This is a genomic window from Leptospira yanagawae serovar Saopaulo str. Sao Paulo = ATCC 700523 (assembly GCF_000332475.2).
Classification (GTDB): domain Bacteria; phylum Spirochaetota; class Leptospiria; order Leptospirales; family Leptospiraceae; genus Leptospira_A; species Leptospira_A yanagawae.
The window spans coordinates 422,025-441,717 of record NZ_AOGX02000015.1 but is presented as its reverse complement, the minus strand read 5'-3'; the positions used below and the strand labels follow the sequence as shown (position 1 = coordinate 441,717).

Genomic DNA, 19,693 nt, shown 5'->3' with positions numbered 1-19,693 from the left:
AGATAAAAAATCCTTCCTCATTCCATTAACATGGTAAGCTAATTATTTTTTCACTTTTGGATCAAAGTAATGTTTGTGAATGAACTCTTGTACCACTTTGTGTTCTGTAGCAGCGAGTGGTTTGAAAATCACTGATGTTGTTTTACCAGAAGATCGGTGGACTGTTCCTAATATTTCTAATGGATTTTGGTTCAGAGAAAATTGGATTCTCACATGATCCCCTTCATAAAATATCGCGGTTGTTTGGAAGGCAAGTCCACCAGTTCCCAAATCAGAGAGATGTCCAGTGACTGGTCCTGTTTTGGATTTTACCAATTCGACTGTACATGGAACATCCAATTTGACTCGGGCATCTTTACGTTTTTGTTTCGCCCCACCGTATTTGCTATAACTATCAGAGAAGATCGATTGTTTTGAATCTGCCATTTCAGTTTCCTTATACAAGACTTACAAACGTTTCACAGTTTATATTCTCGTTTTTGATTTCGCTTGTTTCCAAAAATTTAGAATCAATTTTCACTGATTCTAAAGTGTCTTTAAATTCATCCACAGAAGTTAACATCAGTAATTTTCTTTTTTGTTCTTCTGGGAATCCTGTATTTTCTATATATTTGATAAAATGTTTTCTAAATAAAATTAATGCATAATCATCACTTGATGGATAAAAATCCAACATAAGATCTAAGTGTTCCAAAATGATTGATTTGATTTCAAACCATGAAACTAACTCCTTTGGTACTTTCCCAAATACCCAAGGGTTTCCAATTGCTTTTCTTCCTATCAGAACCAAATCAACACCAAACTGTTGTTTTTTCCTGATCGCTTCCTGATACGTTTGTACATCTCCGTTTCCATATATCGGAACACTGGCACGTGACTTGATTTCTCCGATGGCGTTCCAATCAGCTAAACCAGTATAGGCCATCGCCTTTGTCCTTCCATGGACTGAAATAGCGGATACTCCAGAATCTTCTAATACTTTGACTGTTTCCAAATAATTGAGTGAATCTGAATCCCATCCCAAACGGATTTTTGCGGTCACAGGAAGTCCAGTTTGTTTTCGAATCCCTTCAATCATTTGTCCCGCCAAACGAATGTTTTTGAGAAGACCAGCTCCAGATCCATTATGTGATACTTTGGATACAGAACATCCCATATTTAAATCAATAATGTCTGGTTTTCTCTCGGCTGCGATTTCTGAAGCATGGACCACTGTATTTAAATCTGATCCAAAGATTTGGAAGACAATGGGCCGTTCTGATTCTACAAACCGAAACATATCTAATGACTTTGTATTTCCTAATTTCAATTGTTCGGTGGATACAAATTCCGTATAAGAAAAAGCAGAACCAAATCGTTTTGTTATCTGACGGTAAGGGCTATCAGAAATGCCTGCCATAGGTGACAATGCCACATCACCTTCGATTGTTACATTTCCTATCCTTACCATCTAACAAATACCCGTCTAAGATTCCACTTGATCAGAATCTGATTCACGAACGACAGCAAAGTCTTTTACGAAATCGTCATCTTTTGTATTCACAACTTTGACACCCATAGCAGACCTACCAACCATAGAAATTGTTTTCACTTCTACTCGGATAGCCATACCAGATTGTGTGATGACTAGGAGTTCATCTTCTTCTTTTACAGAAGAGATACCCACTGCCCTTCCATTTTTTTCACCAATCTTGAGATAAGTCATACCCTTTCCACCACGACCTTTGGTAGAAAATTCTTCAAAGTCGGTACGTTTTCCAAATCCATTTTCTGAAATACAGAATAAATGTGTGTTAGGTTCTACTTTTGTGATTCCGGCAATCGCATCATCATCTTCCAATTTCATGGCAGTGACACCGGAAGCAGTTCTACCTTGAGATCTAAGTTCATTTAAATTCATGCGAATTGCGAGACCATTTTTACTACCGATGAATACATCATAGTTATTCGGATTTGCAATTACATCGATGAGTTCATCGCCATCACGAAGTCCGATTGCAATGATTCCGGATTTTTTGGTGTTTGTGAATTCATCCAATTGGATTTTTTTCACAAATCCCTCTTTCGTTACCATTAGAAGATATGAATCATCAAAATTTCTAAAGGTAAATAAGGAAGTTATGATTTCATCATCGTTTAGATTGATAACAGCTTTGAGAGATTTACCACGAGCTTCTTTGGTTGCAATTGGTAACTCATACACTTTCATCAGGAATGCTCTTCCTTTATTGGAAAAGAGCATTAAATTGTCATGAGTCATTGCACTACTTAGTTTTTTGACAAAGTCTTCTCGTTTGGTGGAGATACCTTGTACTCCTTTTCCACCTCGTTTTTGACGGCGGAAAGTGTCCATAGGAAGTCGTTTGATGAACATGTCTTCAGAAAGTTGTACAACCACTTCTTCATCAGCGATCAAATCTTCTGCATTAAAGGTTGAAGATTCAAGTGATTCCAAGCTAATCTCTGTTGAACGAGTATTTCCAAAGGATTGGGAAACTTTTCCTAATTCATCACAAATGAGCGATTTTACTCGATCTGGTTTTGCCAAAATATCTTCAAGATCAGCAATCAGGAGTCGAACTTGTTCCAATTCATCAATGATTTTTTGTACTTCTAAAGATGTTAAACGTTGTAAGCGCATCTCAAGAATTGCATCAGCTTGTAATTCCGATAGAGCAAACGTTGCCATAAGGGAACTTTGTGCTTCTTTCACATCCTTTGATGCACGGATGATACGGATCACTTCATCGATATTTTCAAGAGCGATCCTTAGACCTTCTAAGATATGAGCTCGTTTTTGTGCCTTGTCTAAATCAAATTCAGTTCTTTTGACAACAACTTCTCGTCTATGTTCTGCATAAGATTTTAAAATTTCTTTTAAAGAGAATATTTTTGGACGGTTGTCCAAAATGGCAAGCATTGTGATTCCATAACTCACCTGTAGTTGTGTGAGCTTAAAGAGTTGGTTTAGAATTACTTGTGCGTTGGCATCCTTTTTCACATGGATTTCAACACGAATTCCTTTACGATCTGATAGATCTAAGATTTCAGAGATACCTTCGATGAGTTTTTCATTCACCAAATCTCCAATTTTCTCTAGTAGGTTCTTTTTATTTACTTGGTATGGGATTTCATGGATGACAATGATCTCACGACCTTTGTTATTTTCAATGATCTCTACTTTGGAACGAATCCGAATCGAACCTTTTCCAGTCGCATAGGCTTGGTACAAACCTTCTCCACCGATGATGATCCCACCTGTTGGAAAATCTGGCCCAGGTAATATCTTCATAAGTTCCGGAAGTGTAATCTCCGGATTCTGAATCATTGCAATGACAGCATTGACCGCTTCTTTTAAGTTATGCGGAGGGATGTTTGTTGCCATCCCCACAGCAATTCCCGTCGAACCATTGACTAAGATGTTCGGAAAATTGGCTGGTAAAACATCTGGTTGTTGTCTTGTATCATCAAAGTTTGGTGAAAAACTAACGGTATTTTTTTCAATATCTTTTAGAAGTTCTTCGGCAAGTTTAGTAAGGCGTGCTTCCGTGTAACGATAGGCCGCAGCATTATCCCCATCGACGGATCCAAAGTTACCCTGACCATCAATCAATGTTTCACGCATTGAAAAGGTTTGCGCCATACGAACCATTGTTTCGTAAACAGCAGAGTCACCATGTGGGTGGTAATTACCAATGACTTCCCCGACAATCTTTGCTGATTTTACATAAGGTCTGTCGGAACGCCATGCCCTTTCATTCATCGCATGTAAAACCCGTCGATGAACCGGTTTTAATCCATCACGTACGTCGGGAAGTGCACGACCAACGATAACGCTCATCGCATAATCGAGGTAAGCTTCCTTCATTTGGTCTTCGATTTCAACCGGAATGACCCTGACTCCAGCTTTTAAGGCACCGGCTACGTCTGGTCTACCGGATAAATTGAGTGCTAAGGTTTTATTTGATTCGTTTTCTTGGCCGTTTTGTTCGGTCATTTGATTTTCCTAATTCCGATTAAAGATCTAAATTTGCTACTTTGTACGAATTTGCTTCTATGAAACGACGTCGCGGTGACACTTCATCACCCATTAGGATGTTGAATGTGTCTTCAGCTTCTACAAAGTCCTGTAGTTTCACTTGTAACATCACTCGTTCTTTAGGATCCATTGTTGTATCCCAAAGTTGTTCAGGGTTCATCTCTCCAAGTCCTTTGTATCGTTGGATGACTACTTTGTCGTTTGGTCTGGATTTTAAGATTTCATCCTTTTCACGATCAGAGTAAACATACACTGCTTCTTTACCAAACTTGAGTAAATACAATGGTGGTTGGGCGACATAGAGAGAACCACGTTCGATCACTGGTTTCATGTATCGAAAGAAAAAAGTTAATAAAAGCGTATGAATGTGTGAACCATCCACATCGGCATCGGTCATGATAATGATCTTTCGATATCGAAGTTTATCTACGTTAAACTCATCATCACCTATACCTGTTCCCATAACAGTGATTAGAGTTCGGATTTCTTCGTTCGATAAGATTTTATCCAAACGTGCTTTTTCTACGTTTAGAATTTTACCCTTAAGAGGAAGGATAGCTTGTGTGTTACGATCGCGACCTTGTTTGGCAGATCCACCCGCTGAATCCCCCTCGACAAGGAAGAGTTCACAATGTTCAGGATCTTTTTCGGAACAGTCTGCGAGTTTTCCAGGAAGGCCACCACCTTCTAAAACAGTTTTACGTCGAGTTAAGTCGCGTGCACGTCTTGCCGCTTCTCTCGCTTTTGATGCTAAGATACATTTCTCTAAAATCTTTTTGATTACGGCAGGGTTTTCTTCAAAGTAACGATTGAGTCCTTCCCCAGTTATGGTTTGCATAAGACCCTTCACTTCCGCATTCACTAACTTTTCTTTTGTTTGTGAATTGAACTGAGGTTGTGGAATTTTAATAGAGATAACGGCACAAATTCCTTCTTTGATGTCATCCCCTTGTAAACCATTGGGTTGCTTCTTAAACAAGGTTTGGTCTTTTTTCAGATGGTCATTAAGAGTTCTCGTAAGAGCTGTTCTAAATCCTTCTAAGTGGGTACCACCTAAGTTATTATTAATGGCATTGGTAAAACAGAATATATTCTCACTGTATGTATCACAGTATTGAAGGGCAATCTCAGCCCAAACATTTTCTTTTTCTCCCACAAAGTGTAATACTTTGTGAAGAGGGTGTTTGGATTCGGTGATGTATTCCACAAAGGATACAATTCCACCGTCAAACTTAAACTCGTGTTTTGCGATCTCTTCCTTTCTTTGGTCTTCAATCCGAATCAGAAGTCCTTTGTTTAAAAAAGCGATTTCTCGAAACCTGGCAGAAAGTGTATCAAAAGAAAAATCAATGGTCGTAAAAATAGTATGATCAGGTTTAAAACGAACAACTGTTCCTCGATGTGTGGTTTCCCCGATGATTTTTACATCTTCCATCGGTACACCAGCTTGGTATTTTTGGTAGTGGAGTTTTCCATCTTGGTGGACTTCCACTTCCAAATAGGTAGATAAAGCGTTTACAACAGATACCCCAACCCCGTGCAAACCACCCGAAACCTTATACGCATCATTTTCAAATTTTCCACCAGCGTGTAAGATAGTGAGAACCACCTCAATGGTAGATTTTCCTTTGTCTGGATGGATTCCGGTTGGAATCCCACGACCGTTATCCCGAACTTCAATGATATTTTCTGGAAGGATACGGACATCAATTTCTGAGCAGTGGCCAGCCATCGCCTCATCCACTGAGTTGTCTACGACCTCATACACCATCTTATGGAGGCCGGATTCATCTTGGGTTCCGATGTACATTCCGGGACGTTTCCGGACCGCCTCTAGACCCTCTAGGATCTTGATTTTTGAGGCTGAATAGGCGTTTTGATCGGTTTGGTTGGACATAGAATTTTGAGATACCCTATAGGAAGTATCCTAAAAAGACCCTCGAAGGGCAAGTGAAATCGGGGTCAAACGGAAGGTTTAGGACCTTGGATTTTGGAATTCATTCCCTGTTTTGAAATGGATTTTTTCTAAGAAAATAGGATTTGCGATTCGATTGATTTTTTGTAACAATTCTTCTTTTTGGAACTCCAATTCCTGAGAAACCATCGAATGTCGACAAACAACTGTCAGTTTTTTACCATCCAAAGATTTAGGAAAACTTTGTTTTCCGAATACATCCCCTACGATTTCATTCCATTGTAAACGAAGTTTCTTTAAAATTTGGTCTTGGAAAACCGATTCTCGGTCGAGTCCCATTTTTTCAAGGCTTTGGAAAAGTTCAGTGAGTTCTACTTTTTTCATGTGGCTGTGAAAACCTTCACTTTTCCAGATTCAATCTGATAAATTTCTTTATCAACAGTTAGGTTTCCGACATATTCATTGATCCCTTCCAAATCTGTTGTGGTGAAAAATGCCTGGCCACACTCAGAGATCAAATTCACAAAATATTCCCTTCGTTTCACATCGAGTTCACGGATGATGTCATCAATGAGAAGGACTGGAGCTTCTCCCGTTGTATCGCGGATCATTTGAAAACAGGCAGTTTTTAGAGCAATGACGGCACTTCGTTTTTGGCCTTGGGATCCAAAACCACTTAAATCTTTATCATCAAATCCGATGGGAAGAGTATCTCGATGGTTTCCACAACTTGTGTAACCGATAGATTTGTCTTTTCGTAAATTATCGAATAACCTTTGCCTATGTTCTTCTTTACAAGATACATTTGGTTTATATGTTAGATGGAATGGATCCTTTCCTGAACTCAGTTGTAAAAGATTTTGATGAAAGTATCCTGCTAAACTCTGAATGGTTTTAGTTCTAATTTCTCTGATTTCCGCATCGTGTTCAATGATCGGTTCATCCCAAATTCCGATTTCCCTTTCACTCACATTTTCTTTTTTTAATGCTGCGTTCCTTTGTTTGATCAACCTCTCATATTCGATGAGTTGTTTTAAATAATAACGATTGGTAGAGGAAATGAATGCATCTAAAAATCTTCGTCGTTCCACATTCCCATCTTCAATGATTAAAATATCTGGTGGACTCATTACGATGGAACGAAAGTAACCTACATAGTCAGAGATTTTTTTAAATTCTTCTCCATTCACTTTTAATTTTTTACGTTTGTTTTGTGAATGTTCGATTCCATATTCAAATAAATAATCATTCCCTTCTGATTCAAATTCAGCTCGGATAAATGTGTCCGAAGTATCCCAACGTAAAAGTTGATTTTGGTCTGATTCACGAAAACTTTTTAAATAGGATAAAAGTGAAATGGATTCGAGTAAATTTGTCTTCCCTTCTCCATTGTTTCCAATGAAGAAGACAAGACGTGATTTGAATGTGAGTTGGGTTTCTTCGTGGTTTCGAAAATTTTTGATGTAAATTCTTTTTAGAAACATCAAAGTTTCATTGGCATAATGACAGAAACAAAATCGCTGTCAGAAGGATCCTTAAACAATACAGGAGCACTAGAAGTAGTGAATTCTAAAATGACTTCTGGATCATCCACAGCTTTCACAACATCACTTAAATAATCACCTTTAAACGCGATGGTAATCGCTTCACCATTGTATTCAATAGGCATATTGTGATCGAACATCATTGTTCCTGGATTTGAAGAACTAATGTTTACATTTCCTTTACTGAAAGCCAAACGAATTTGTTTCGATGGTTCTTCAGCTGAGATCAAAGCTTGTTTTAAAAATGTAAGAAAGTCAGCTTTCACAACACGAACGGATTCAGTGGTTTGTTTCGGAATCACTTGTTCGTAATCAGGAAAGTTTCCATCAATGAGTTTAAAAAGAAGTTCAACGTTTCCAGAAGAAACATAAATTTGTTCTTCCACAAATCCGATCTTTGCCGTTTCTTTTCCTTCCATCATTTTTAACATTTCGCGAACAGCTTTATGTGGGATGATCACTCCATTTTTGAATGGAAATTGTTTTGGAAATTTACGGACAATTTTTGATAAACGACGTCCATCTGTTCCCACAACAATTAAATCAGTGTTATCTGGTTTTAAAAACAATCCATTGAATACAAAACGTGTTTCTTCGATTGCCATAGCGTAAGATGTTTTACGAAACATTTCTCGAATGGTTTGGCAAGGAAATTCGACAACACTCGCTTCATCCACTTTTGGAATTATTTTGATATCCTCAGAATCAATTCCGTTTACTTTAAACTTTGTGTCCATTTTACCAGAAGCATCAGTGATGGTTGTTTCTGAATTCTCCGATTGTTCCGTTGTTGTCAGTAAACTAGTATCAAAGTTCAAATTTTTAAAAATGCTAGAGAGTTGTTTTGCAGGAAGTGATGCCGTTCCTTTTTCTCCAATGGTGGAAGGAACAGAAGTTTTGATTGCGATCTCCAAATCAGTCGCAGAAAGGTACACTTCGTTTTCCCCAGTTTGTATTTTTAAATTGGAAAGAGCCGACTTAATCTCACGTACTGAGATCACTCCATCCACTGAGTTAATTGCTTTTAGGAATTCTGTAGTATTGACAGTGAATTTCATTTTTCCTCTTCTTCTTATTTATATTATATATCTTTATATATATTATGTCGTTTCCGTTGGTTCTGTCAGTATGTCGATAAAGCCTGGAAAGTTCAATTTTTATTGAATTATGTCAGTTTTTTTCCATTTGGCAAGTGTGAATATTTATGTCGCTTTGAACAGTTGATGCGACAATTTTGGAACCATAAGTCGAGACTATGTCCTATCGACAGTTTATAGACAGTCTGTCTTCTTGTTAGTCACAGTTTATTGGAAGCTAATCTTGTGTTTGATGGTATGAAAAAGGTCTTCCCATTGGGGTTCCGTCTTCATACGTTCCTTAAACTTATCAATCCCGTGGATGACGGTAGAATGAGTCGTGGAAAAAATACGACCAATTTGGGCCTTGGGCACATGCAAAACATCGTGGAGGAGGAGCATACATAGATGCCTAGGTGGGATAAAATCTGCCTTCCGGCTTTTTCCAAGTAAATCCTTTCTAGCGACGTTTGTCCGTTCACAAACCAAATCGATGACCATATCAGGACTGAATCCAATTCGTTTTTTATTCGTTAGGAAACGTGCTTCGGCAATTTCTTTGATTTTGTCTTCCGTGAGCAAAAAATACTCATAGGCTTTTTTATACATCACCAAATCGTTTACAATTCCAATGAGGGCACGGGAATCACCTTCTAATCGTTCGGCGAGCCAATGGACTAAGTTGTCACTTGCAGGAATATTAAATTCAGAAAAACTATTTTTGAGTAACGACTTACGTAATTCTAAATCATGTGATTTGATATCCGCTTGTAAACCATGTACAAATCTAGATTTCAGTCTCTCATGGAGAGGGAGTTCGTAACTTGGTCTATCCGATGCGATGACGATTTGACGTTTGCGATCGTATAAAAAATTAAAAAGAGCAAAAAACTCTTCTTGGGTTTTCTCGGCACCACCATTCAAAAATTGAATGTCATCAAATAGTAGAACATTATATGACTGGTAACGAATTTTAAACGATTCGAGAGACTCACGATTGTTTTGCCGAACCGTAAAAATGAATTCGTTTAAAAATGAAGTACTGTTTACATAACGAACGGTTTTCCATGGATCTTTTTTTTTGATCTCATTGCCAATGGCGTGGAGTAAATGTGTTTTTCCCACTCCAACGGGACCAAACAAATACAAAGGATTGTATTTACCAGGTTGTTCCACCACAGTTTTGGCGGCAGTGTAAGCAATACGATTGGAATCAGATGTGATATAATTTTGAAAGATATACTCAGGATTGAGGTCGGAATCAGAATCATCGAATTTTGATTGGATGACTTCTTTTAAAACATGTGAAGATGTTTCTGATTCGGTAAGGATGGAAACTTTAAATTTGTCTCCGATGATTTGGTAAACCGCATCTTCGATGAAGCTGATGTATTTTGTTTCCACATGGCGTTTGATCCCGCTGGAGGGTGCCATTAAGTGAACCACTTGGTTCTCCCACTTATCGAAGCGGAGTGGGACAATGAAATTGGAAAAGTACTTGGGAGGTATCTGTTTCGATATTTCTTCTAAAATTTCTTCCCAACGTTTGTCCAAGCTTCCCCGCCCTAAATGTGAAATCGGGTACTATACTTTTAGCAAGTAGGTAGAATTCAAATGAAAAATCGGAAAACGTTCCAAACTCCGAAAAATAGTCGAACCGAATAAAAAAATTATGTCACTTTATTTGTTTGACAGAGAAAAAATGTCTTATGTTTGTTAGGTGGTTTCATTTCACGTTTCAAATGAACTTCTTCTTTTGAAAATGATTTCAGAAGATAAAAGAAGGAAACTGTGAAATGATGTTTTAACAAAACTTGTTGGATCTTTTTTTTCTTAAGTTGCGAGTCGCAAGAAAAGTTGTGATAAAAGAACATATTCAAGAGCTGGAATTTCGTAATGGAGTTTCATTTTAAAATCTAGGATGGCTTCAATCCTTCCCACATTGGCTTCAAAGTTTTTTTGTCTATATTCAAACAGTAATAACAAACAAATGATTTCTAAAAAATCGATTCCTGTTAGTCCTTCTTTGTTGGATCGAAATTCAGCTAATTGGTCTCTCACCCAGTTTTCTAATTTAAATAATAAAATGGAATCATGACAATGTTCCCTAACATTTTCATGCCATTCTTCTAAATATTCATCAGCAATTTCAAATGGATTGAGAGAACCTCCATAATACAATTTTGATTCCGTGAATTCTTCCCTTCTGATTTTTTTGATTTCGGATTGAGGAAGGTAATGGAAAGGAATGCACACTGAACGAGAGACAATGGTGGGTTTTAAATTATGAAGATCATTAACAATCAGAATGAATTTTGTATGAGGTGGTGGTTCTTCTAACGTTTTTAATAAAGTAGTTTCCGCCTCATTATTGATTCGATTTGCCTCAGGAAAAAGGACAATTCGATATTCTGAGGTATGTGGTTTGTAAGGAATTCTTGTAGAAAGTAACCAACGGATTGTTAACTCTTCGGGATCCTTTTCCTTTCCTATGGCAATATTCTTTCGTCTAGGAAATTGAATGAAGTCTGGATGGACTCCCTTCATGAATTGCCTACAGGAATCACAATTCCCACAAGATGTCCCATTCAGGCATAAAATATGACGAGCAAACCTTTCGGCAGCGAGCCACTTTCCCACGCCATCAGGGCCGTAAAAAATAAGAGAACCAGGAATTTTGGATCTATCTTTTAAAAAAGAATTTAAATAGGTTAGCGCAACATCTTGGCCAGACACCTGCTCAAATGAAAACAACGTATCTGCCATTTTGTTTTAATAAACCGGTGTGAGCCAATTCATGTACTTAGCTTCGTCGCCACGTACAGTTTCAAAAAAGATAGATTGGATTTTTTTTGTGATGGGACCCATGTTTCCATTTCCAATCACACGACGATCCACTTCTTTCACCCAAGCGACTTGCACACCAGTTCCTGAAAAAAATAATTCATCAGCGATATAGAGTTCCGATCTAGCAATGTCTCTTTCGATTACTTGGTAACCAAGGTCTTTTGCAATTTGAATGATACTCCTTCTTGTAATCCCTTCTAGGATCGAGGAAGGAATGGTTGGTGTATGGATCACTCCATCACGAACGATAAAAAGATTTTCAGCAGACCCTTCTGATACAAACCCTCTTGCATCTAAGAAGATGGCTTCATCCATTCCGTTTTGGACGGCTTCTGATTTTGCAAGAGCAGAGTTGACATAGCCACCACTGACTTTGGATAAAGTTGGGATTTGGTTGTCTGAGAATCGTTGCCAAGAGGAAACCATTGTTGTGAGTCCATTTTGTGTATCGAGGTAATCATCTAGTTTTAATGCATACACTGTGATGTCTGCTTTCACATCATGGAAACGCGGTGAAAGTTGTAAGGCTGATGTATAGATAAAAGGTCGTAAGTATACATTTTGTTTCGCTTCATTTTTGCGAAGAAGATCCAAGATGATGTTTTGGATTTCATCTGGTGTGATTTTGATTTGAAGTTGCATGATCTTTGTGGAGTTCACGAGACGTTTGCAATGTTCAGGCAATCGAAAGACAAAAAGATTTTGTTTCGCTTCGTTGTAGTAACCTCGGATTCCTCCAAAGACACCTGTGCCATATTGAAGGGCGTGGGTTTGGACACTGACTTTTGCGTCTTCGGAAGGTACAATTTTACCTTCAAAGTATGTATAAGGGAATGAATTCTGAGCCATTGAGATTCCTATCCTTCCAAACTTCAGGAGTTTCGAAATTAGAAAATGAATTTTATCTTTTTTTCTCTCGAAGCATAGGCCGATGGTTTTGATATCGTTCTAGAGAGTAGTCTTATCTCTCCTTTAATTTCATAAGACATAAAAATCGTTACACTAAGAAGACATAATATGAATCCATCCTTTTATCCCAACCAATTTGATTGTATCGTTGTTGGTGCCGGACATGCCGGAACAGAAGCTGCTTATATCTCGGCCAAAGCAGGACTCAAAACCTTACTCATCACAATGAACTTAGATACCATTGGTCAGATGAGTTGCAACCCAGCGATTGGTGGGATTGCCAAAGGACATATGGTTCGTGAAGTGGATGCCCTCGGTGGCCTTATGGGACGAGTGATCGACCAAACGGGGATTCAGTTTAAAATGTTAAACACTTCCAAAGGTCCTTCTGTTTGGGCACCACGAGCACAAGCAGAGAAGAAACAATACCAACTCATGATCAAACACCAGTTGGAAAAATTACAACAGCTTTCGATCAGACAAGATACCGTTGAAGATTTGATTGTGGAAGGAAACCAAGTGACTGGTGTCATTACAGGTCGTGGTTTTACATTTTATACGAAACATGTGATCTTAACTACAGGTACATTTTTATCGAGTGTGATCCATATTGGAACCTATCAAAAAGAATCAGGTCGTATCGGTGAGCCTACTACGAAAGGATTGTCTCATACACTTGCCCGTTTTGAATTACGACTTGGTCGTTTGAAAACAGGAACCCCTGCTCGTGTTCACAAAAACTCCATCAACTTTGAAGGACTTGAAATCCAAGATGGTGATGAGAACCCTCGTCCCTTTTCTTTTTCCACAAAGAAGATCGATCGAAAACAGATCCCTTGTTACATCACTTATACCAATGACACGACTCATGAACTGATCAAACAAAACTTGGAATATTCTCCGATGTATTCTGGTCAGATCAAAAGTATAGGCCCAAGGTATTGCCCTTCGATTGAAGATAAGGTTGTTCGTTTTGCAGAACGAGACAGACATCAAATTTTTATCGAACCAGAAGGTTATGAAACAAACGAGATGTATCTCAATGGTGTTTCCACAAGTTTACCGGAAGAAGTACAATGGAAGTTTCTTCGAAGCATCAAGGGTTTAGAAGAAGTGGAACTTATGCGACCTGGGTATGCGATTGAATATGATTATGTTGATCCAACTGAACTCAATCCAACCCTTGAAACAAAAAAGGTAAAGGGCCTTTACCATGCCGGACAAATCAATGGAACTACTGGTTATGAAGAAGCGGCAGCACAGGGACTTGTCGCAGCATATAATGTGATTCGTTCGGTTCGAAAAGAAGAACCAATTTTATTCAAACGAAGTGAATCCTATATCGGAGTACTCGTGGATGATCTTGTTTACAAAGGTGTTGAGGATCCCTATCGAATGTTCACAAGTCGCGCCGAGTACCGCCTACTCCTCCGACAAGACAATGCGGACCAAAGGCTTATGCAGTATGGATATGAGATGGGTTTAGTGGAAGAATCCTTATACAAAGATATGAGAGATCGTTACGCTAGGATAGAATCCATCAAATCTCATTTGTTTGTTTCGGCGATGAAACCATCCGAAGAACTCACAAAAGTATTGGAAGAGAAACAGATCACAAATTATAAATTTGGTCACTCGCTTGCTTCTTTTCTCAAACGATCCGATATCAAAATCAAAGACTTAGAACCCATTGTTTCTGAACTTTCAATTTTGAATGAAGATGAAAAAGCAGTATTGGAAATGGAAGTGAAGTATGAGGGGTATTTAAAACGGGAACTCGAAACAATCGAATACCGTAAGAAGTTTTTGAACTTCCAGATCCCTTCTGATTTTGATTACACAAGTGTGAAAGGATTGAAAACCGAAGCCATCGTGAAATTGGAAAAACACAGACCACTCAATTTGGAAACAGCGCTTCACATTTCAGGTGTAGATCCTTCTGATGTTGACCTACTCCTTTATCATTTGGTGGATCGAAGATAATTTTAAACAATTAGTCTTCACGCTGACACTACCATCCATCGAGAAAACAAAACAACCAATCAAGAGTGATCACTTCTTGGTTGGTTTTCTTTTGTATGAATTTTCGATTTTCATATTATCAAAACGATAATGGCCAAATGATTCTTAGATTGGAAAGTGTAGTGCCATGAGATCTACCAAAATTCCATAGTTTGTAAGCTACTGATCAACTGTCGTAACCAACCTTTTAGAAAACATTCTTCTGTTCCATCATTAGGCTAAGAGTTGTAACGGAGAATCGTGAATGAAATGAATCATCACAAATTGGAAAGGCAATGGAGAGGAGTGTGATAAGAAAGGATGCTTTCCGTTCGTAAGACTGTATGTTCACGAACGGTTATGGATAAACTGATACTGAAAATTAATCGTAAACTAGGACGTGCGTCTTTTCCAAGATCCAATTGTCCCCTTGTTTCACGTGAAACGAATGTGACTCCAAACTACCATCGGCTTTGTATTTTAATTTGTGAACGCGGCGATTTTCCCCTTGGAAAAATTCTCTCTCTACCAAATTACCTTTGCTATCAAACTTGAAGTGTATCTCTCCCAGTTCTTTCTTTTTGTCATCAGTAAGGTATTGGATTTGGACATTAGGTCTTTTGGGATCAATTTGAAAGCGGAAGGATTCATTGTCTTTGGTTTCCATGTTTTTTCCTTCTGCGGCAAAAACATTTCCTTCACCATCACTCTCGATCGAATACACCATCAGCAGTTTTCCTTCACGGTCTTTGACATTCATTTTTTTCAAAGCACGACCCTTAAATTGAAAGTCTTTCCGTTCGACAAGGTGACCACCATTGTCATAAACTTCTTCGCTTGTTAGCAAACCTTCCGTGTATCGAAAAGTAGTTTTGCCGTCTCCTTTCCCTTCTTTGTCAGAGTATGTTTCGGTGATCAATTTTCCATCCGAGTTGTATTCATATTCAGCAACATAAACAACCTGCCCTTCTGCATTCCGAACGATCTCTTTCGTGGGAACCTTTTTCACTTTTTTAAAAAGATAAGCATCTTTGTGGGACCATTTGCCTGGAGTGTAACCCAAGATAGGAAAGGATAAGATGATGAAAAAAATAAATGTACGGAACATGGAAATGATTTCTCCTACAGAAGACATCGGCGAAATTCTATAAAACGATAATACGATTATGTCAGAAAAAACGATCCAAGAAGAAATCCAGTCCATCATACCTGATTTATTTCCTGTCCTTGAACCCGAATTTGATTGGGAACTGGTGAAACACTTTTATGATTTCTTAAAGCGAGACAATGAAAAGGGAGGTTTCTTTTCCAAAAACGATTCTGAAAAAATCCTAGAGAGGCATATTCTAGAATCACTCATATTCGTTTGGAAAATGAAAACGGCAGGCTATGTTTCACGTGAAACAAATATTGCCGATGTCGGAACTGGCCCAGGTCTTCCAGGATTTCTGTTTGCGGTTTTGAAGAAAGCGCCCCATGTCTTCCTTGTGGATTCTCAAAAACGTAAACTTGCCTTATTGGAAACAGAGGTAACGTCTGGAAGTTTGTCCAAAGTTTCAAAACGAGTGGAGTTTATCTATGCAAGGACAGAAGAGATCAATTCCAATTTTGATGTCGTGACTTCGCGAGCAATGGTGCCCTACCCTTATATTGCGGAAGTCACAACACGCATGGTAAAGCAAAAAGGAATCTTATGTCCCTTTCTGGCACAACCATACCAAGATTTGGAGAAGGAAACAGAAGTTCTCAGCAATAATGGATTCGTAATGAAAAAAGAAATTCCCATTCCTGAATTAGAGTTTGTTGGAAAGAGACATATCAAAATACTGCAAAAGAATTCACTTCCGAAAAAGGGATACCCCCGTGAATGGAAAGAAATCGTAAAGGAGACAAAAAGCAAGAATGGGTAAAATCGTTTCGATCAGTAACCAAAAAGGTGGTGTTGGAAAAACAACAACGGCGATCAACTTAGCATCCAATCTTGTTGATTTGGGTAAAAAAGTTTTACTCCTTGATATCGATCCACAAGGGAACTCAGGGTCTGGTCTTGGACTCGAAGTGCAGTCACTGAGTAAAACAACATATGAAGTGATGATTGGAGAGTTATCTGCAAGAGAATCGATCCAAAAAACTTTCATAAATAATTTGGATATCATTCCTTCGAACATCAACCTCTCGGGACTTGAAGTAGACTTTCTTGGTATCGAAAAAAAAGAATTCAAACTCAAAGATGCCCTTGCTTCTATCAAAGAATCATATGATTATATTTTAATCGATTGTCCTCCTTCACTCGGTGTTTTGACTATCAATGCGCTTTGTGCTTCGCAATCAGTGATGATCACTTTGCAAACTGAATACTTTGCACTCGAAGGACTTTCACAACTCATGCAGATTATTTCTCTCGTTCAATCGCAGTGGAATCCTTCACTTGCATTGGAAGGAGTTCTTCTCACGATGTATGACAAACGAACCAACTTAGCAAACCAAGTCGCTGAAGATGTGAGAAACTATTTCAAAGAGAAAGTTTATGAGACGGTGATTCCAAGAAACATCAAACTCTCTGAAGCACCTTCTTTTGGAAAACCCATCAACTACTATGATCCAGATGGAGTTGGAGCAAAAAGTTATAAAAGTTTAGCGGAAGAAATTGTAGGGAGGGCGTAAGTTATGGCACTCGGCAAAGGAAAAGTTTTAGGAAGAGGACTTGGGAATTTAATCCCAGTCAACGAAAACAATGTTGAGATTTCCAAAGAGGAACAATCGGGTCTTCGTGAGATCAAAGTTTCTGAAATTGCACCGAACCCTCACCAACCAAGAAAACAATTTTCGGATGTTTCCATCCAAGAGTTATCGAATACCATTATTGAACATGGTGTGATCCAACCCATCGTTGTGCAAAAGAATCCTTCTGGGTCTGGATTCATTTTGGTAGCCGGCGAAAGAAGGTTACGTGCTTGCAAACTTGCTGGCTTTGCAAAAATTCCAGCCATTGTCCGAGATCTTTCAGAAGCAGATATGATGGAACTTGCACTGATAGAAAATATCCAAAGGGAAAATTTAAATCCGATGGATGAAGCGTATGCTTACCAGGCAATCATCGACAAACGAGGATTAAAGGTAACTGATCTTGCAACTCGTGTTGGAAAAAATCGAGCTACCATTTCAAATTTGATACGACTCCTTTCCTTACCGAAACCATTACAAGATAGGGTAAAGGAAGGTAAACTTTCAGAGGGTCAAGCCCGCCCACTCCTTTCGATCCCTGATTACAAAAAACAATTAGAAGTGGCAGAGAAAGTGATTAGTGAAGGTTGGAATGTTCGCGAAGTGGAAAACTATGTTTCCAATTTATTGAACCCAGATAAAAAATCGAAGTCTTCATCCCAGGTTCCTGACAAACGAGATGCAAGCATTGTGAAACTTGAAACGAAGTTACGGAACAAATTTAGTTCCAAAGTGGAAGTCTCTCATAATGAAACTAACGGAAAAGGAAAGATTGTTTTTTCGTATGCGAACTTATCTGATATGGAAAGAATCTTAGAGCAGCTCGGTGTGAAATTGTAATTTCGCCAATCGTTCATACAACTCACTTTGTTTTATGAGTTCGTCATGTGTTCCCACGGACTCAATCTCCCCTTCTCTAATCACTACAATCTGATCTGATTTAACTACTGTCGAAAGCCTATGAGCGATCATGATGGTAGTCCTTTCTTTTACCAAATGGTCGAGTGCCCTTTGGATCATTTGTTCGGATTCGGAATCAAGTGCGGAAGTAGCTTCATCTAACAAAAGAATTCTTGGATTGCGAAGGATGGCCCTTGCAATCGCGATCCGTTGTTTTTGACCACCCGAAAGTCTAGTTCCCAGATGACCCAAATTGGTATCATAACCTTGGGGGAGTTGGTTAAAAAATTCTGTTACGTAGGCACTTTCCGCTGCTAACTTGATCTCTTCAAAACTTGCATTGGGTTTTCCATAAGCAATGTTTTCACGGAGTGTTCCACTAAAGAGAATGGGTTGTTGCGGAACAAAACCAATGAGAGAACGTAAATCTTCCAATTTTAATTCTTTGGTATCGATTCCACTGATGGAAATTTTTCCAGATGTTGGATCATAAAAACGAAGGATGAGTTCAAATAAGGTACTTTTCCCACCACCTGAAGGACCAACAAGCGCCGTTGTTTTGTTAGCTGGAATTTCTAAGTTCATTCCTTTGATGGCTTTGTGTTCTGGCCTTGATGGATAAGAAAATTCCAAGTTTTCTAAATGGATGGTGAGACCATTTTGTTTTTTGGATCCATTTAGGTTTGGATGTGTATCGATGGATTGGAAAATTTCTGAAATCGGTTTTGGAAAATTTGGGTCTTTGATTTCTGATTCGGATAATAATAATTCCATAAGTCGTTCTGTAGCACCAGCTGCTCTTTGTAAATCACCGAGTACTTCCGAAACTGCCCCCACACTATTGGCAACCATGATGGCATAAAATGAAAAAGCGATGAGTTCCCCACCCGTGATCTTTCCTTCGAGGACATCAGTTCCCCCTACCCACAACATAAAACTTATCCCTGTGAGTATGAAAAGGATCACAGTTCCAATGAGTAGCGCCCGTTGTCTGATTCGAGCAACTGCCACAGAAAATGCATCTTCTACTGTTTCCGAAAATTTTTGAATGTCTACGTTTTGGTGGTGGAAGGATTGTAAGATTTTTATATTGAGAAGGGATTCACTTACATAGGTTCCAATGTTTGCAATTTTATCCTGTGTGTTTCTTGATAAGTTTCTGACTTTTTTGCCGTAAAACAGAATTGGAAATACAATGAACGGTACACTGAAAAGTACAATCATCGTGAGTTTTGCATTGGTGATAAAAAGAAAAATGATGCCACCAACAAACATTAGAATATTCCGAAGAGCAATGGAAGCAGAGGAACCAATTACTGTTTGGATGAGAGTGGTATCGGTAGTGATGCGCGACTGGATTTCTCCTGGTGAGTTCGATTCAAAAAAACTGGGATGGATGAAAATGATATGTTGGAAAACATCTTTTCTGATATCAGAGGCAACTCGTTCCCCAATCCAAGAAACAGTATAATGGCGGATGTAAGTTCCAATAGCGAGAAGGATTCCAACAAAGATGATAAAAACCAAAGCATAACCTAATTCCTGTTTGGATCGTGCTGAAAATCCAGCATCCACCAAATGCCTTAAACCTTGTCCAAGTCCTAAAGTGACTCCTGCTGTGAACAAAAGTGCAAAGGAAGAAAGGATCATTTGCAATCGGTATGGTTTGAGATAAGAAAATGTTTTGGAAAGTACACGAAGATTTTTTGACTTAGGTCGGTCGGGTGTTTGCAAAGAA

Annotated in this window: 16 protein-coding genes; 4 read left to right on the top strand and 12 right to left on the bottom strand. The window is 38.6% G+C overall.

Translation table 11 applies throughout. The features are described 5' to 3' along the window. Positions 1 to 42: 42 nt before the first annotated feature. The 10 genes from LEP1GSC202_RS05745 to LEP1GSC202_RS05700 form a co-directional block, all read right to left on the bottom strand. Positions 43 to 426 carry a PilZ domain-containing protein gene (locus tag LEP1GSC202_RS05745; protein ID WP_015677493.1) on the bottom strand — a complete coding sequence of 128 codons (384 nt, stop codon included), beginning with the start codon at positions 424 to 426 and terminating at the stop codon, positions 43 to 45. Between the two features lie 10 nt (positions 427 to 436). Next, entirely contained in the window at positions 437 to 1,450 is a 1,014-nt protein-coding gene (locus LEP1GSC202_RS05740; protein WP_015677258.1) for a tRNA dihydrouridine synthase, read from the bottom strand. A gap of 15 nt (positions 1,451 to 1,465) precedes the next feature. After that, positions 1,466 to 3,997, bottom strand: a complete 2,532-nt coding sequence (gene gyrA / locus LEP1GSC202_RS05735) for a DNA gyrase subunit A (protein ID WP_015677356.1) — start codon at positions 3,995 to 3,997, stop codon at positions 1,466 to 1,468. Positions 3,998 to 4,016: 19 nt separating this feature from the next. Beyond that, positions 4,017 to 5,936, bottom strand: a complete 1,920-nt coding sequence (gene gyrB / locus LEP1GSC202_RS05730; protein WP_039928251.1) for a DNA topoisomerase (ATP-hydrolyzing) subunit B — start codon at positions 5,934 to 5,936, stop codon at positions 4,017 to 4,019. Positions 5,937 to 6,014: 78 nt separating this feature from the next. After that, positions 6,015 to 6,338, bottom strand: a complete 324-nt coding sequence (locus LEP1GSC202_RS05725; protein WP_015676933.1) for a DciA family protein — start codon at positions 6,336 to 6,338, stop codon at positions 6,015 to 6,017. Continuing rightward, entirely contained in the window at positions 6,335 to 7,438 is a 1,104-nt protein-coding gene (gene recF, locus LEP1GSC202_RS05720) for a DNA replication/repair protein RecF (protein WP_015677434.1), read from the bottom strand. Before recF ends, LEP1GSC202_RS05725 begins: the two co-directional genes overlap by 4 nt. Further along, complete coding sequence (gene dnaN, locus LEP1GSC202_RS05715) at positions 7,438 to 8,556, bottom strand: DNA polymerase III subunit beta (protein ID WP_015676874.1); 1,119 nt, start codon at positions 8,554 to 8,556, stop codon at positions 7,438 to 7,440. The genes recF and dnaN overlap by 1 nt, the downstream gene beginning before the upstream one ends. 246 nt (positions 8,557 to 8,802) lie before the next feature. Further along, a complete protein-coding gene (dnaA, locus tag LEP1GSC202_RS05710; protein ID WP_015676499.1) occupies positions 8,803 to 10,128 on the bottom strand; it encodes a chromosomal replication initiator protein DnaA in 1,326 nt (441 codons plus the stop codon). A gap of 279 nt (positions 10,129 to 10,407) precedes the next feature. After that, positions 10,408 to 11,340: a hypothetical protein gene (locus LEP1GSC202_RS05705; RefSeq protein WP_015676835.1), complete on the bottom strand. Its 933-nt coding sequence runs from the start codon at positions 11,338 to 11,340 to the stop codon at positions 10,408 to 10,410. A 6-nt stretch (positions 11,341 to 11,346) separates the two neighbouring features. Next, positions 11,347 to 12,270: a branched-chain amino acid transaminase gene (locus tag LEP1GSC202_RS05700; RefSeq protein WP_015677380.1), complete on the bottom strand. Its 924-nt coding sequence runs from the start codon at positions 12,268 to 12,270 to the stop codon at positions 11,347 to 11,349. A gap of 168 nt (positions 12,271 to 12,438) precedes the next feature. On the opposite strand from LEP1GSC202_RS05700, the gene mnmG reads away from it, so the two are divergent. Then, entirely contained in the window at positions 12,439 to 14,313 is a 1,875-nt protein-coding gene (mnmG, locus tag LEP1GSC202_RS05695) for a tRNA uridine-5-carboxymethylaminomethyl(34) synthesis enzyme MnmG (protein ID WP_015676850.1), read from the top strand. A 400-nt stretch (positions 14,314 to 14,713) separates the two neighbouring features. On the opposite strand, the gene LEP1GSC202_RS05690 is transcribed toward mnmG, so the two are convergent. Beyond that, on the bottom strand, positions 14,714 to 15,439 hold the full coding sequence (locus LEP1GSC202_RS05690; protein WP_039928603.1) for a hypothetical protein: 726 nt from the start codon (positions 15,437 to 15,439) through the stop codon (positions 14,714 to 14,716). A gap of 58 nt (positions 15,440 to 15,497) precedes the next feature. Here LEP1GSC202_RS05690 and LEP1GSC202_RS05685 point away from each other — a divergent pair, with 58 nt between their 5' ends. From LEP1GSC202_RS05685 to LEP1GSC202_RS05675, 3 genes are read left to right on the top strand one after another with little or no spacing between them, the layout of a single operon-like run. Further along, on the top strand, positions 15,498 to 16,241 hold the full coding sequence (locus tag LEP1GSC202_RS05685) for an RsmG family class I SAM-dependent methyltransferase (protein ID WP_015677332.1): 744 nt from the start codon (positions 15,498 to 15,500) through the stop codon (positions 16,239 to 16,241). Further along, complete coding sequence (locus tag LEP1GSC202_RS05680) at positions 16,234 to 16,995, top strand: ParA family protein (RefSeq protein ID WP_015676834.1); 762 nt, start codon at positions 16,234 to 16,236, stop codon at positions 16,993 to 16,995. Before LEP1GSC202_RS05685 ends, LEP1GSC202_RS05680 begins: the two co-directional genes overlap by 8 nt. A 3-nt stretch (positions 16,996 to 16,998) precedes the next feature. Beyond that, positions 16,999 to 17,895 carry a ParB/RepB/Spo0J family partition protein gene (locus LEP1GSC202_RS05675; protein WP_015677372.1) on the top strand — a complete coding sequence of 299 codons (897 nt, stop codon included), beginning with the start codon at positions 16,999 to 17,001 and terminating at the stop codon, positions 17,893 to 17,895. Here the strand turns inward: LEP1GSC202_RS05675 and LEP1GSC202_RS05670 are convergent. Beyond that, positions 17,869 to 19,689 carry an ABC transporter transmembrane domain-containing protein gene (locus tag LEP1GSC202_RS05670; RefSeq protein ID WP_015676608.1) on the bottom strand — a complete coding sequence of 607 codons (1,821 nt, stop codon included), beginning with the start codon at positions 19,687 to 19,689 and terminating at the stop codon, positions 17,869 to 17,871. The two genes, LEP1GSC202_RS05675 and LEP1GSC202_RS05670, sit on opposite strands and share 27 nt — an antisense overlap. Positions 19,690 to 19,693 lie beyond the last annotated feature (4 nt).

Bases quoted from the DNA above. Each gene is read 5' to 3' on its own strand.
- LEP1GSC202_RS05745 (WP_015677493.1), bottom strand. From the start codon at position 426: ATGGCAGATTCAAAACAATCGATCTTCTCTGATAGTTATAGCAAATAC.
- LEP1GSC202_RS05740 (WP_015677258.1), bottom strand. From the start codon at position 1,450: ATGGTAAGGATAGGAAATGTAACAATCGAAGGTGATGTGGCATTGTCA.
- gyrA (WP_015677356.1), bottom strand. From the start codon at position 3,997: ATGACCGAACAAAACGGCCAAGAAAACGAATCAAATAAAACCTTAGCA.
- gyrB (WP_039928251.1), bottom strand. From the start codon at position 5,936: ATGTCCAACCAAACCGATCAAAACGCCTATTCAGCCTCAAAAATCAAG.
- LEP1GSC202_RS05725 (WP_015676933.1), bottom strand. From the start codon at position 6,338: ATGAAAAAAGTAGAACTCACTGAACTTTTCCAAAGCCTTGAAAAAATG.
- recF (WP_015677434.1), bottom strand. From the start codon at position 7,438: ATGTTTCTAAAAAGAATTTACATCAAAAATTTTCGAAACCACGAAGAA.
- dnaN (WP_015676874.1), bottom strand. From the start codon at position 8,556: ATGAAATTCACTGTCAATACTACAGAATTCCTAAAAGCAATTAACTCA.
- LEP1GSC202_RS05705 (WP_015676835.1), bottom strand. From the start codon at position 11,340: ATGGCAGATACGTTGTTTTCATTTGAGCAGGTGTCTGGCCAAGATGTT.
- LEP1GSC202_RS05700 (WP_015677380.1), bottom strand. From the start codon at position 12,270: ATGGCTCAGAATTCATTCCCTTATACATACTTTGAAGGTAAAATTGTA.
- mnmG (WP_015676850.1), top strand. From the start codon at position 12,439: ATGAATCCATCCTTTTATCCCAACCAATTTGATTGTATCGTTGTTGGT.
- LEP1GSC202_RS05690 (WP_039928603.1), bottom strand. From the start codon at position 15,439: ATGTTCCGTACATTTATTTTTTTCATCATCTTATCCTTTCCTATCTTG.
- LEP1GSC202_RS05685 (WP_015677332.1), top strand. From the start codon at position 15,498: ATGTCAGAAAAAACGATCCAAGAAGAAATCCAGTCCATCATACCTGAT.
- LEP1GSC202_RS05680 (WP_015676834.1), top strand. From the start codon at position 16,234: ATGGGTAAAATCGTTTCGATCAGTAACCAAAAAGGTGGTGTTGGAAAA.
- LEP1GSC202_RS05675 (WP_015677372.1), top strand. From the start codon at position 16,999: ATGGCACTCGGCAAAGGAAAAGTTTTAGGAAGAGGACTTGGGAATTTA.